Raw genomic sequence first — 13,038 nt, forward strand, 5'->3', positions numbered from 1 at the left:
GGGGTTTTTTTGTTTGGCAAAGACTTCGCTTCGAGGATCAATGCATAGGCAGCTGGCCTGGGCTGTGTGCCCGGTACATTTTCGATATGGCATCCTCCCAAAATCAACGTTTTATCGGCTTTCCTCCGCCTCTGCTGGGGGAGCGCCCGCTGCGCCTGCCCGTACTCGGGGCCGAGCCGGGTCGCTGGCTCGCTCTGGATAAGCCTGCGGGCATCCTCACGGACCGTCACCGCTGGCACCCGGACCTGCCCGGCCTGTTGGCCGCCTTTAATGAGCAGGTTGAGATGGGTAAGCCCGAGCTGGAGCCCTACGAGATCACCGCTGCGCGCCATGTTTACATCCTTGAGCCTGAGACGACGGGTGTGCTGCTCCTCGCTCTCAGCGAGAAGGCAATCGAGGAGCTGCGGGATGCCTATGGCTCTGCCCTGATGAATTTTACCTTCGGGTTTCTGGCCCGTTGGGATGGTGGGGATAAAAAGCGTACCTGCAGCCTGCCGATTTCCGTCCACACCACCGAGCCGCGCGCTCTGGTGTCGCATCAGAGCGGAAAAAAGTGCGAGACGGTTTTCCAGATGGATAAGCGGCTGGGGAACTACGCGTGGTGGAAGGCCGAGGCCAAGTACATGCGTCCGCACCAGATCCGCCTGCACGCGGCTGAAGTGGGTCTGCCCGTCGTGGGGGACCGGCTTTATGGTGGGCCGCCCCCGATCTGCCTGTCGGCCCTGAAGCGTGATTACCTCTCACGTGGGGTCGAGAAGCCGCTCTATGACGGCCTGTGCCTGCACCTGGAGTCTCTGGAGCTGCCGGATGGGGCTCGGCTGGAGTCGCCCCTCCCCAAGGGCCTGGGCGTGCTTCAGCGCCGCCTCAGCCAGCATGCACGAGACTGATCGCCTCCACGCGGGGGTCCCCGGTCGGGCATTTGCGGGGTTAATTCGACGATGGGGCAGAATAACGAGCTGTTTTGCATTTTTTTCTTGTCTCAAGGGCGATGAGCTTCATTGTCACCTGCTTTTTCCAATTTACGAATCTGCGTATCACTAACGCCAATTAACAGACATGGGTAACCTTAAAAAGAAGCGCCGCCTCAAGATGAACAAGCACAAGCGGCGGAAGCGTTCACACGCCAATCGTCACAAGAAGCGCACCTGGTAGTGTCTGCGCCTTTTGGCGCGACTCACCTGTTGTACGCATTTTGATGCCCAGAGGGATAAGCTCCGCACGGCCTTGACCGGCTGCGATGTTGCCAACCCTCTGGATGCTGTCGCCCGACGATTCTGCGTAGCCTGAGCTTTAACAAGTCCATGGCGCCATCCGGTGCCGTGGGCTTTGCTTTTCCGGCTGCGCGGGTAGGGTAGAGGGCTTGACGAAATCTTGCAGCTTGCTGGAGTAGCGAGCACGGACTGAGTGTGGATATGTTTCCGCCTCAATGCCCCTGCTGAGCTATGACTCTTGCCGAGACTGAGCGTTTACGTTTGCGTAACTGGGAAGACCGGGACCGCGATGTGTTTTTCGACCTGGTAGCCGATCCGGCTATCACGCGCTATCTGCTGCCCTGCACTTCCCGTGAGGAGGCAGATGAACGGTTCGCGCGCATGCGTGATCAGATTCGCGAGAGCGGCTACGGCTTTTATGCGTTGGCGCTGAAGGACTGCGACTCGGCGATTGGCTGGTGCGGGATCGCGCCTACCGATCTTGAGCCCTACCTGCCTGCCGGAACAGTAGAGATCGGGTGGCGTCTGTTGGTAGCCTGTCAGGGACAGGGTTACATGACCGAAGCCGCAAAGGCTTGTCTGCGAATGGGTTTTGAGAGATTTAGCCTGGAGGAGATTGTCGCTTTTACAGTGACCGGGAATCGGCGCTCAGAGGCAGTGATGCAGCGGATCGGCATGCAGCGCGACCCTCAGGCGGATTTCGACCACCCCCGAGTGCCGGTCAGTCGCCCGGACTTGAACCCTCATTGCGTCTATCGTCTTTCTAAAGAGATACACGAAAGCCACTTGCTGGACGCTTGAGTTCTTTTTGGTGCTCCATCTGGTGAAATCTACTCCACTGGAGCAGTGCCAAAGCTCTTTTTGGGGCAGATTTTCCATGGTCACAGGGGGCGGTGGGGTATTAGTTTTCTCACGGTTTCGGGGCCTACTGTATTAAGTCGACTGTGCTCGGTAACTGGCGGGAGTCTGTGGCGTGGGGTGAAGCGCCTAGTTTGCCAGGGGAAGGTTTTGTCTGGGTGAAATAAGTGTAAACCCTTCATTGAAAGTGGGAAAAAGAATTGCATATGCCAGCCCGCTACGATTATGACAGAGGCTCAATGTTGACCTGTACCCCATGGCATTGCTTCCAGTGGCCTGTTGGCTTATCGGGAAATTGACTGGGCTCGGGAAAGACATCGAGATCACCACTTCTATTTCGCGTCCATGCGCAGATCTGCCAATAAACCCCTCTTTGTTGATGTGTCCGATCAGGTCATGCTGATGGCTCGCGTCAATTCCCTTAAGGGGCCTATCCAAATTGAGGCTCTGATGGAGTGCCCATTGGGGCAGAGTCCTGAGCAGATTGGGCAGACTGTTGCACAGTTCTCAGGGCTGACCAAAGGGCAGTTGTGCCCGTCGATTTGTGGTGTGTACCCCCGGGAGGTGCTGGTCCGCCGTGCTTCTCTGGATAATCCGGGTCGTGCAAAGGATCCGGCTTATTTGTTGGAGATGGTACAGGCCCAGTTTAAGGTCGATGTAAACCAGTATGCGATCATGGTCTTGAACGCGGCCCAGGGTACGGAGTTCCGGCTCGATAAGGCTGTCAGTAAAGAGCTCCTGTTTTGTGGAGCCTCGCGCCGGGAGCTACAGGGACTTCAGGAGCAGTTGCTCTCCTATGGGCTCTATCCCGAGCGGCTTGAGCTGAGTACACTGGGTACGATCGGTGGTTTGATCCACGATGCCGAGCTGCGGGAGTGCAAGGCGCCGACCCTCGTGCTTGAGATTACCGATGACCACGCGCAGGTACTGATTTTCCAGGGGGAGTCACTGGATGTGGCCCGCCCGATTCCTCACGGTTTTAATAGCATGTACCCGCTGGTTCAGGAGCAGCTTGGGCTAAAGGATGTGGAATCCGCCCGGAAGCTCTTCAGCTCGAATACGTTTGATTTCACTGAGATGGGGCCGCTGCTGCTCAAAAAGATTATGAAGGAGCTGCAGGCTTCGACGGGTTTTTACGAGGTCCAGACCGGGCAGACGATTGGCCAACTCTTTCTCAGTAACCTGCCGGATAACCTCGACTGGATCGCCCGGAGCCTGTCGAGGACACTCTGTGTGGACATGCTTGAGCCTGATTATGAGCGCTGGCTCACCTCTCTGGGGATTGAGCTGGGCGAGGGCGTGGATGTTTCCCGTCTCGGACCCCGGTGGTTCAGCTTGTTCGCCCTGATGGGCAATTATAACCCAACCCATTCACCCGTTGATGCAAAAGGACAATAAAAAGGATCAGTTCCTGAATTGGCATCCGAACTTCCGGCTGACTGAGACGCTGCCGGATATCAAGGTCGTGCGTACCGGTTTTCTGGTAAACTTCGTGGCGATCACGGTGGTGCTGGTTTTGTTGGCTTTCAATGGGTACCGTGAGCTGCGGATTCATTCACTCAACAGCGAGATCGGGACGTTCGAGCAGCGGTTGGCTGAGGGCAAGACGCAGAACCAGGCTAACCTCAAACTGAGTAGCGAGTTTACCCGTCAGGCGAAACTGATCGATGACGTGCGGGCATTCCACATCACATCGGTGCCGCCGGTGGAGTTTCTCCGTGTCATCACCGCGACTCGCCCGGATGATATCGCCTTTCAATCCGTACGCTATGAGCTGGTGCAGCCCCCGCTGAAAAAGAAAGAGAAGCTGGTTAAGTCCAAGTTCCGGAGCCGTTATACGGTCACCGGTATGCTGAAGGGCAGCTCTGCGGAGGCCCTCATTGCGCTCAATAGTTATCGTGCCCGGCTCTCCTCATTGGAAATCCTGGAAGGGAAAATCGAAGAGATCCAGGTTTCTCAGCCGAGGCGTAACCCTTCGCTGGACCTGTTCGAGTTCGAAATCACCTTAACCCTCCTGCCTGAAGCATGAACGCCCAGAAGCTAATCGCCATTTACAGGCAGCAGCCGCTAGCGGTTATTTGTGCTGGCCTTGCCGTTATCATGGTTGCGCTCGCTTTTTTCCGGGGGGGGAGTCTGGTGGATAGCGAGTCTCGCTACAATGAGGCTTTGTCCGAGGCGGACGAGATGGAGCAGAATGAGCAGAACGCCATCGGGCTGGCCGAGGACGTCGAGCAGATAAACAAGATTGTCGAGGAGACTGAATCACGCCTGATGCGTGAGAATGCGCGTGCCGACCACTACCGTTATTTCCTGTCGCTGGCCGAAGGCAGTAAGGTCACGATGTCTGACCCGGTCATGATCCGCAGCCTGGTCCCGGGCACAAAGGGGGTCAATGTTGTGACCCAGAAGCTCGCTCAGATCGAATACCGCCTCTCGCTGCAGGGTAATTTTAATCAGATCATGGACTTTTTGTATTTGTTGTCTACCGGCCGCTATCTGACGCGGGTGGACGCAATGGCAATGGCCGGGGAGCCAGATATGGGACCGGACATCGTGACGGTTAACCTCTCCATTCGCATCTTGGCGACCCCTCCCCCCAAAGAGAAAAAGGAGGATAAAAATGGATAGTAAAGTTCTTCGTCCGTCCTTCCGGATTCCCCTGCGTCCGCTGGTTATTCTCGGTCTGATTGCGGCCTGCTCAGTCGATAGTGTTTCGGCAGCCGGACTGGTTATGCCGATCAAGCGCCGGGATGTGACTTTGAGTGCCGGCGAGCTCTACTTGCGCCCGCCCAGTGAGCAGGTTGAGGCCGAGTTGGCCGAGCTGAAGTATCCGTTCGCCTTTGAGCGCCCCCCCGAGCCTGTTGGCGTGGCTGAGAGCGAGAAAACGGATTCGGCCGCAGAAGAAACTGAGGCAGCACCCGTCGTCACCCGCACCGACGAGGAAGTGCTCCAGGCCTTTTCGTCCAAGTTTGAGCCAACGGGCATGATGGCTCGTGGGCAGGATAACTACCTGACTGTCCCGGTCGGCGACCGCACGCACTCGGTGAAAGAAGGCAGCTTGATCCGCTTTAACTACGAGAATGAGTCCTACAATGTTCGGATCTCAAAAGTGACGGACGAAAATTTTACGCTGAGTCTGGGCGAGGCCACCCTTACACGCCCTCTCAATACAGATTTCGATAAGGACCAGATTAAACGCTTTACCCCCCAACCCTAAGTTTTTCTACGCCAATTCCAACTAGATGAGGACCTTGAAAATGAAAATCGCACGACCCTTGATAGTCGCTATTTCGCTGTGCCTGCCCCTCCCATGGCTCTACGGGATCGATCCGCCTGAGGATACGATCAACCCGTTGGGCTCGGAAGAGGTGCCTCAGGATGATTTTCCGGTCGTTGATGGTGACGGTCACGTTGTTTCTCAGCAGCCGGGTGAATCCTCCCCCGCTGGCCAGGACACACCCTCCCAGACGCCTGAAGCCCAACCGGCTGCACCGGCTACTGCTGGTCGCTCGGAGTCCACGCCTCCGCCTGCTGTCCCCAGTGACGTCTATGCTCCCGATAACGCCGGTATCACCGTCAAAAATGTGACCGAAAGCGAGCCGACGATCGAAGTGACCGTCTCTCCCGAAGGTGAGAAGGAAATCGAGCGGGTTGAGTCAGATGTGCCTGCTCTTGAGCTGGACTTCCCCACCGGTGGTGAGGCCACCCTGGAGTTCCCCACAGATGTGGCGACCGACATGGACATGGAGATGGGGGACGATGATACCATTTCGGTGGACTTCCCGGATGAAGAGGTCCGCACCATCATTCGTAATGTGGCTGACCTATATGACCTCAACGTGGTCATCCCCGAGACCTTGGTCGGTAACACCACGATCAAGCTGCGTAATGTGACTTGGCGTCAGGTCTTCGAGGTTGTGCTCCAGCCGCTGGGCTACACCTACGTGGAGGACCGCAATATCATTAAGATCAAAAGCATGGATGAACTCATGCAGGAGCCGGTCGATACGCGGGTGTTTCTGATCAACTATGCGTTGGCAACGGATTTGCAGGCTTCTTTGGGTGCGCTCGTGGACCCGGCCTCCGGTGGTATCATACAGGTCGACACGCGTACCAATGCTCTGATCATTACGGAGCGCCCCTCGCGCATGAACGACATCCAGGAGATTATCGAGCGTCTGGACCAGCCGACTCCGCAGGTCATGATCCACTCGATGTTTATCGAGACTACGACCAACGAACAGCTTAACCTGGGTATTCAGTGGCCGCAATCCGCTACCTTTTCTATCTCTGGTTACAACAGTGATCCGACCGTTACGAATACGCCGATTCAGCTCGGTGGTATTGGCGTACCTCCGGGGACGGGTGCTCCCGGTAACGTGAGTTTCGCCAACAATGCGGTGCTGAGCATGAGCAGCCTGGAGGCGACACTGAACTTCCTGCAGGAGGATACGAATTCACGCGTCCTGAATCACCCCAGTGTGGTTACCATGGATGGCGAACAAGCGAAGATCAATGTGGGTGAAGAAATCCCGATCCCCGAGTTCGTCTTTAACGAAGAAACCGGCCGTTTCCAGATTTCCGGTTATGAGTATCGCGACACGGGGGCGGTTTTGACCGTGACCCCGCACGTCAACAGCGCTGGCTTCATCCGCCTGCAGGTTGAGCCCGAGCTGAGCAAGAAGGGCACGAACGGTGTCAGTATTTCGACCGGCACCGCCAGTGCGACGGAGATCCCCTCGTTTGACACCAAGACGGCCAAATCGACCGTTGTGCTCAAGGACGGTTACACGCTGGTCATCGGCGGCCTGCGTGAAAAGAAAAGCCAGGTCACTGAGCAGAAGGTTCCCTTCCTCGGGGATATTCCGCTGATCGGTGAGTTGTTTACCAATACGTCGAAAGACCCGGACAACAACAGTGTCAGCGACTTGCTCATCTTTATCACGGCCCGTACGCTCAATCCGGACGGCACCACGTATAAGGAAATGGTTGATCCCCGCATCCTTGATCGCATGCGTATCACTGATTCGGAGATCCCGGATTACCGTCTGCCTGCTCCCGAGGGTAAGCAGCTCCAGCAGGTGCTCGATATGCGCAATGATCTCGACGTGAAAAAGGAATCCGTCCGCCTGAACGAACAGGCCAAGGACCTGAAAAGCGAGATGAAGGGTGAGGACGCGGATGAAGACTCCTCCGACTCTCCCAAGCGTGCGACCCGCCTCCGTCACGGCCCGTAAGCGCTCTCCCGATTCGACATTCTTGATTCTCTTGATCCGCCCCGGTGCTCTTGGTACCGGGGTGTTTTTTTAGTGTTTGAGATGCTCTGCAGGCCCTCGGGTAGATGAGGGCTTGCCATCTATGGCTTTGGTTATGTTATCGAAACGCCTGTGGACGACCCTTCCCGCAAAGCCCCCAACCATCTGCCGGCCCATGTGAGTTTCCCTGAGGATTGGGAGCATAAGCATACGGACCGGACATGGGGCTGCATTACGCGTGTTGTTCACCGTCTGCCCGATGGGCGCTTGCACATTTGGACTTCCCGCCGACACCGCAAGGGCCTTGGTGCGCTCATCAAGCATAGCCCTGCACATGACTGGGCGGTGCTGGAGCGTCTCGCCCGCGAGAATCTGCGGCAATTCCACTGGTGGGGCTGGTCCCTGAACCGCTTGAGCTGGTGGATCGGCCTGATCTTTATCCTCGGCTCCATCTGCTTCGTGCTGGGTACGGTGCCGCTGGCCTACGAGGCGGTGGCGGACTGGATGGGCTGGAGTCAGTGGGCACTGGATTTTACCTGTTTCCTGGGCTCGGTCTTCTTTACGGTCGGCAGCTACATGCTTGTGCTTGAGGCGCTGAATGCGTCCTCAGACCCGAGCTCGAAGCACGCGGCTAAGCCTCCTCGCCCTCGCTGGCGCTGGCTGGGCTGGGAGTGGGGGCGGATTGATTTTCGCATAGCCAGCGTACAGCTAACCGGTGCGATCGTCTTTAATATCAACTGCGGGATGGCTCTGGTCGAGGGGCTGGACTGGTGGCAGAGCGACCTCTTTGTGTGGACGCCGAGCACCTTGGCCTCCTGCTGCTTTGTCACGGCCAGCTACCTGGGGCTGCTGGAGGTGACCCATCGCCGCTGGGCCTGGCAGGTGTGGGACATGAGTTGGTGGATCAATCTCTTTAGCCTGCTCGGTTCGCTCGGATTCCTGTGCTCAAGCCTGGTCGGCTACTTCGGTCAGGGGCCGGTTCAGTTCCCGCAGTGGTGGGGGAACATGTTCGCCTTGATGATGGGATCGTGGTTCTTCCTCTTCAGTACGTATCTGCTGGTGCCTGAGGTCCTCAGCGAAGAGGAGGAGCAGGATGCTCCTGCGGCTGGGTAAAGTCTGTCTGAGCGGGGCGTGGCCCTCTTGTTGTCGGCTAGCGTGATCAGGGTCTGAGTGTCGTCGCAGGCTTGCAAAGAGGCGCACTCCAGCTATGCTGAAAGTGTCCTTTAACTGATATATTAAGGTATGAGTACCCCGGCCAAGCCCATCCCCGCCCCGCGCATTAAGGAAACCCTCGACAACCTTCGCCAGAATATCGGAACCGTGATCCGAGGAAAGGATGAGGTTATCCGGCAGGTGGTCGTTTCTCTGGTGGCCGGAGGGCACGTGCTGATCGAGGACTTACCCGGAGTGGGGAAGACGACACTGGCCTATTGTCTGGCGCGCTCGGTGGACTGCACATTCTCGCGCATCCAATTCACCAGTGACCTGCTGCCCAGCGATGTGATCGGTGTCTCGATCTACGATGATCAGCTGAAGGAATTCGTGTTCAAGAAGGGGCCGATCTTCGCCAACATCGTACTGGCCGACGAGATCAACCGTACCACGCCGAAGACCCAGTCCAGCCTTCTGGAGGCCATGGACCGTGGTAAGGTGACGGTGGACGGACAGACCTACACCGTGGGCTCTCCTTTCGCCGTCTTTGCCACCCAGAACCCGGTCGACTACGAGGGGACGTTTCCCCTGCCCGAGAGCCAGATGGACCGCTTTCACATGCGCCTGCAGATGGGGTATCCGCAGTACGATGATGAGATGCAGATCCTCATGCGCAGTGATAACCGCGGCAGCTACGATACGATCGACATCGGCCCGGTTGTGACGAAAAAGGAAGTGCAGGAGATTCAGCACTACACCCCGCAGGTCTTTGTCGAAGAGAGCATTTTGCACTATATTCTCCAACTGGTGCAGGCGACTCGCACCGAGAGTGAATTTGAGGCCGGGGTCAGTACCCGTGGTACGCTTGCTCTCAAGCTCGCTGCTCAGGCTAATGCTCTGGTCGAGGGGCGCGGCTTCGTGATCCCCGACGATGTCAGTGGTGTGCTTCGGGCCGTCTTTACCCACCGCCTTAAGCTGCGCCGCCAGACTTCAGACCCGATGGAGGAGCGTCGCCTCGTGGAGGGTATCCTGAACCGCTTGCTCGACTCTATCCCCGTCCCGACGTGAGCACATGGGCAGAGCCGAACCCGGTGGCATCCCGCCCCGGAGACTGGGCCCAGCCGGATTTTTTCTCTATCCGCCTGAGCCGTGAATGGCGCTTTTGGCGGCTGTTGTGGATGATGGTTTTACCCCCGGAGGGTGGCCGTACGATCCCGACACCCTCGGGCTACGCCCTCATCCTTGTCGTGTTGGGCCTGGGGACGGCGGCCTACAACACCGCGAGCAACATTCTTTTCATGGCGCTCTCGTTGTTGCTCTCCAGCTTGATCCTGAGCGGTTTTCTCAGCTGGCTCAACTTCCGTGGCGTGCGTTGGCGTTTGAATCTTCCTGCGAGCTTCCGGGCCGGAGAAAAGGCGGACCTCCAGATCGAACTGAGCAACGCCAAGCGTATGTTGCCCACCTACAACATCTGCTTCAACGTCCGCACGAAGCGGCAGCGCAAGCGGGAGCGCGTGCTGCTGGAGTCCCGGCTCGATCCGGGGGCGTCCCGACGGCTGGACTGGGTTTTCAGGCCACAGCAGCGCGGGGTGGATACGATTATCGTGTCCGGACTGGAGTCGCAGTTTCCCTTTGGCTTTCTCCACAAGAGTATGGGGGGCGGGATCAAATGTCCGATCACGGTCGTCCCGTCGCGTGTGGAGTACGAGTTTCAGCCCCCAGTGGGCCTGCATGCGCATCGCCGTGGAGAGATCAGCCGTCGCCCTGGGAGTGGGGCGGAGTTGATCAACATCCGCCGTTATCAGGAGGGCGATCCGCAGCGGCTTGTGCACTGGAAGGCTTCGGCGCGTTTGCGGCGGCTGATGATCCGCCAGATGGCAGAGGAGACCCGTGAGGGGTATTTAATTTTCGTCGAGTCCCCGTCGTCGCTTTGGCAGGAGGGGGAACAGTTTGAGAAGTTCTGTAGCTTTGCCGGCAGTCTGGCCGAGGACCTCTTCCGCCAGGGCAGCCTGACCGGCTACGCTCTCAACGCGGACCCGGTGAACCCGGTTAAGCGCCTCCAGGATCTCAATCGTTTTCTGAAAGCACTGGCGGTGCTGAAACCGATCGACCACTATCAGCCCGCTCCCGATATAACGGGCTATAACCTGATCACTTTCCGCCCCGGAGCGGGTGGTGCCGTCCTCGCATACATAGGCGGAAACCCGGTGGGGACAGCATGAACAGCCTGAGTCAGACAGACCACCACCGTCTCAAATGGCTGTTGGGGCAGATACTGGCCCTGATTGCCTTCTGGGCCATGCTTTACCTGGACTTTGGCAGTCAGCCGCTGATTCTTTTGTTCGGGTCGCTTATTTTTATTACCCTGCTGTTTCCGGGGCTCCCGGGCCGCATCCCTGCCTTGTTCTGGAAGGCGATGACCCCCGCACTGATCCTGATCATCGCGCTCGATTTCCTCCTGCATGGGGAGGAGTTTCTGCGGCCACTGGTACGCATGGTCATGCTCCTGGCGGTGTACCGCTGTCTACAGTACAGGAACAGGCGTGAAGACCTGCAACTGGTGCTGCTGTGCCTGTTTATCCTCGTCATTGCCGGTGTGATGACGGTCTCTCTGGCCTTTGGGGTGCAGATGTTCCTGTTTACGCCGCTGGCGATGGTATTGCTGTTTGTGCTGAACCTGCTGGAGTCCACCCATGGGCGGAAGCTTGTCCGTGAAGACTGGAAAGGTTTCCGTTGGCTGGCTTTCCTGAGGCGTATTCGGCAGAGTATCGACTACCGGCTCATTGGCTTTACGGGGCTGCTTTTTGTCGGGGTTGTCACGGTCAGCAGTTTGATCTTTGTGGCGATTCCGCGTTTCCGCCTCGATCAGGCTTTACCCTTCTTGCAGATGCCGGGTACGGGGATGACGGGGTTTAGCGACATGGTGCGCTACGGAGATGTCAGTCGCCTCCAGAACGATGACCGCATCGCCTTGCGGGTCGAGACGCCTGAGAACGGCTCTATCCCCGCCAACCCCTACTGGCGGATGGTTGTGCTGGATGAGTACACCGAGCAGGGGTTCCGGGTTTCGCTTTCGGTCAAGCGCAACGAGATGGAGTTCAAGGAGGGCTGGAATGTGACGCCTTTGCGCCCCGCCCCCGATGACGAGAGCGAGGGAGACTGGGTGGTTTATATGGAGGGCAATGTCAGTGAGTATCTGCCCTTGCTCGGTCCGCATACGCACCTGCGTTTCCAGAAGATGAGCAAGTACCAGCTCTTCCCCCGGCTCAAGATGGTGGCTCTGGATGCGGTCAGTGCATCGCGTTTTGCCTACTCGGTCCGGGGGATGAACTCGACCGGACGGATCGCTGCTACCCAGGATGAGATCCTTGAGTTTGTGCAGCATGAGCCGCTGGCAAACCCGATGCGCGAAGACGAGAATATCCGCAACCTCAAGTATCCGGAGACGACGCGGGTTGTGCCCTGGCGTCAGGAAGACCAGGATTACCTGGCAGGTATTGTGCAGGAGATCACCGGTGGCGAGCCGATGGAGGCTCAGCGTTTTATCCCCAAGGCATTGGCATGGCTACACGAGCACTACCGCTATAGCCGGAACCTGCGTGAAGTCTACATGCATGAGGGCGATCCGCTCATGCTGTGGATGCAACACGATACGCAGGGGTGGTGCGAGCACTTTGCCGGGGCCTTTGCATTGATTTCCCGAGCGGCGGGCTTCCCCTCGCGTGTCGTGGCAGGCTTCGCCGGGGCTGAGTGGAACGGCTACGAGGACTACCTTGTCGTGCGTAACAGCAATGCCCACGCGTGGGTGGAAATCTACGACCTCAATGGCCACTGGCTGCGGGTGGACCCCACTCCGGCACAGGGTAGTACCGGTCCCGATGACATAAGCATGCAGACGGCTGCGGCCTTGGGGACTTTTTCCGGGTGGCAGGCCTGGCTGGATAGTATCCGTATGATCTGGTACCGGCGGGTGATCAGCTTCGACGAGGGGGACCAGGCTCGTCTGGCCGAGAATGTTAAAAGCTACTCCGAGCAAACCTATGCGCAGGTACGTACCTGGGTACGTGGAAAGATGGCGGCCCTCAAGGAATGGTTCCTCTACGGCTGGAACCGGGAAAAAGTTATCCAGATATGTCTCGCGGTGGCGGCCTCATGCGGGCTGCTGCTGGGCCTGAAATATCTCTATCAAGGGCTCCAGGCACTCATGCGCAGGCGTGGTAAACCCATGGGGCGCCATGGGGCAGGGCAGATCCGCCGGCGGGCGGGTGTGTTGCTGGGGCGTATCCGTGTGGCCCGTGAGCATGCCCAGTCCGAGCCCACAGATATCCCGGAGGCTCAGGAGTGTGAACGCATTTATCATGAGTTGCTGGCGCTGCGCTTTGGGGAGTCAGTGGAATGGCCCACCGCCAAAAATGTCTTCCGGCAAGCGCGTCGGCTACTGCGTAGTGCCCGGCGCCAGGGCTGGACTTGATTCTGGCAGCGTGTCATGACGGCACAGGACGCCCGATGATGGCTTATTGGCAGGCACATCTGGCTGTTTTTCATTTTTTTTTCGATTTGGC

General features: G+C 57.9%; 12 protein-coding genes. All 12 read left to right on the top strand.

Annotated elements, in window-relative coordinates; translation table 11 throughout:
- The first annotated feature begins 86 nt into the window (after positions 1 to 86).
- The 12 genes from K0V07_RS06790 to K0V07_RS06845 all read left to right on the top strand — a co-directional run bounded on the left by K0V07_RS06790 (position 87) and on the right by K0V07_RS06845 (position 12,947).
- Positions 87 to 887, top strand: coding sequence for a pseudouridine synthase (locus K0V07_RS06790; RefSeq protein WP_220623784.1), 801 nt, complete (start codon positions 87 to 89; stop codon positions 885 to 887).
- A gap of 169 nt (positions 888 to 1,056) precedes the next feature.
- On the top strand, positions 1,057 to 1,152 hold the full coding sequence (locus K0V07_RS06795) for an AURKAIP1/COX24 domain-containing protein (protein ID WP_189511993.1): 96 nt from the start codon (positions 1,057 to 1,059) through the stop codon (positions 1,150 to 1,152).
- 290 nt (positions 1,153 to 1,442) lie between these two features.
- Positions 1,443 to 2,012, top strand: a complete 570-nt coding sequence (locus K0V07_RS06800) for a GNAT family N-acetyltransferase (protein ID WP_220623785.1) — start codon at positions 1,443 to 1,445, stop codon at positions 2,010 to 2,012.
- 402 nt (positions 2,013 to 2,414) lie between these two features.
- Complete coding sequence (locus tag K0V07_RS06805; protein ID WP_220623786.1) at positions 2,415 to 3,467, top strand: hypothetical protein; 1,053 nt, start codon at positions 2,415 to 2,417, stop codon at positions 3,465 to 3,467.
- Positions 3,451 to 4,098: a hypothetical protein gene (locus K0V07_RS06810; RefSeq protein WP_220623787.1), complete on the top strand. Its 648-nt coding sequence runs from the start codon at positions 3,451 to 3,453 to the stop codon at positions 4,096 to 4,098. Before K0V07_RS06805 ends, K0V07_RS06810 begins: the two co-directional genes overlap by 17 nt.
- A gap of 71 nt (positions 4,099 to 4,169) precedes the next feature.
- Positions 4,170 to 4,697: a hypothetical protein gene (locus K0V07_RS06815; protein WP_220623788.1), complete on the top strand. Its 528-nt coding sequence runs from the start codon at positions 4,170 to 4,172 to the stop codon at positions 4,695 to 4,697.
- Positions 4,690 to 5,286, top strand: coding sequence for a hypothetical protein (locus K0V07_RS06820; RefSeq protein ID WP_220623789.1), 597 nt, complete (start codon positions 4,690 to 4,692; stop codon positions 5,284 to 5,286). Before K0V07_RS06815 ends, K0V07_RS06820 begins: the two co-directional genes overlap by 8 nt.
- A gap of 40 nt (positions 5,287 to 5,326) precedes the next feature.
- Complete coding sequence (locus K0V07_RS06825) at positions 5,327 to 7,306, top strand: secretin N-terminal domain-containing protein (protein ID WP_220623790.1); 1,980 nt, start codon at positions 5,327 to 5,329, stop codon at positions 7,304 to 7,306.
- 150 nt (positions 7,307 to 7,456) lie between these two features.
- Positions 7,457 to 8,437, top strand: coding sequence for a hypothetical protein (locus K0V07_RS06830; protein WP_220623791.1), 981 nt, complete (start codon positions 7,457 to 7,459; stop codon positions 8,435 to 8,437).
- A 129-nt stretch (positions 8,438 to 8,566) separates the two neighbouring features.
- Positions 8,567 to 9,544 (top strand): MoxR family ATPase, encoded by a 978-nt coding sequence (locus K0V07_RS06835; RefSeq protein WP_220623792.1) that lies wholly within the window; start codon positions 8,567 to 8,569, stop codon positions 9,542 to 9,544.
- Positions 9,541 to 10,698, top strand: coding sequence for a DUF58 domain-containing protein (locus K0V07_RS06840; RefSeq protein ID WP_220623793.1), 1,158 nt, complete (start codon positions 9,541 to 9,543; stop codon positions 10,696 to 10,698). The genes K0V07_RS06835 and K0V07_RS06840 overlap by 4 nt, the downstream gene beginning before the upstream one ends.
- A complete protein-coding gene (locus K0V07_RS06845; RefSeq protein WP_220623794.1) occupies positions 10,695 to 12,947 on the top strand; it encodes a DUF3488 and transglutaminase-like domain-containing protein in 2,253 nt (750 codons plus the stop codon). The genes K0V07_RS06840 and K0V07_RS06845 overlap by 4 nt, the downstream gene beginning before the upstream one ends.
- Positions 12,948 to 13,038 lie beyond the last annotated feature (91 nt).

Origin of the sequence: Ruficoccus sp. ZRK36 (genome assembly GCF_019603315.1) — a bacterium.
Taxonomy (GTDB): Bacteria; Verrucomicrobiota; Verrucomicrobiia; order Opitutales; family Cerasicoccaceae; genus Ruficoccus.

Coding starts and splice junctions, on each gene's coding strand:
- K0V07_RS06790 (WP_220623784.1), top strand. CDS start 87: ATGGCATCCTCCCAAAATCAACGTTTTATCGGCTTTCCTCCGCCTCTG.
- K0V07_RS06795 (WP_189511993.1), top strand. CDS start 1,057: ATGGGTAACCTTAAAAAGAAGCGCCGCCTCAAGATGAACAAGCACAAG.
- K0V07_RS06800 (WP_220623785.1), top strand. CDS start 1,443: ATGACTCTTGCCGAGACTGAGCGTTTACGTTTGCGTAACTGGGAAGAC.
- K0V07_RS06805 (WP_220623786.1), top strand. CDS start 2,415: ATGCGCAGATCTGCCAATAAACCCCTCTTTGTTGATGTGTCCGATCAG.
- K0V07_RS06810 (WP_220623787.1), top strand. CDS start 3,451: ATGCAAAAGGACAATAAAAAGGATCAGTTCCTGAATTGGCATCCGAAC.
- K0V07_RS06815 (WP_220623788.1), top strand. CDS start 4,170: ATGGTTGCGCTCGCTTTTTTCCGGGGGGGGAGTCTGGTGGATAGCGAG.
- K0V07_RS06820 (WP_220623789.1), top strand. CDS start 4,690: ATGGATAGTAAAGTTCTTCGTCCGTCCTTCCGGATTCCCCTGCGTCCG.
- K0V07_RS06825 (WP_220623790.1), top strand. CDS start 5,327: ATGAAAATCGCACGACCCTTGATAGTCGCTATTTCGCTGTGCCTGCCC.
- K0V07_RS06835 (WP_220623792.1), top strand. CDS start 8,567: ATGAGTACCCCGGCCAAGCCCATCCCCGCCCCGCGCATTAAGGAAACC.
- K0V07_RS06845 (WP_220623794.1), top strand. CDS start 10,695: ATGAACAGCCTGAGTCAGACAGACCACCACCGTCTCAAATGGCTGTTG.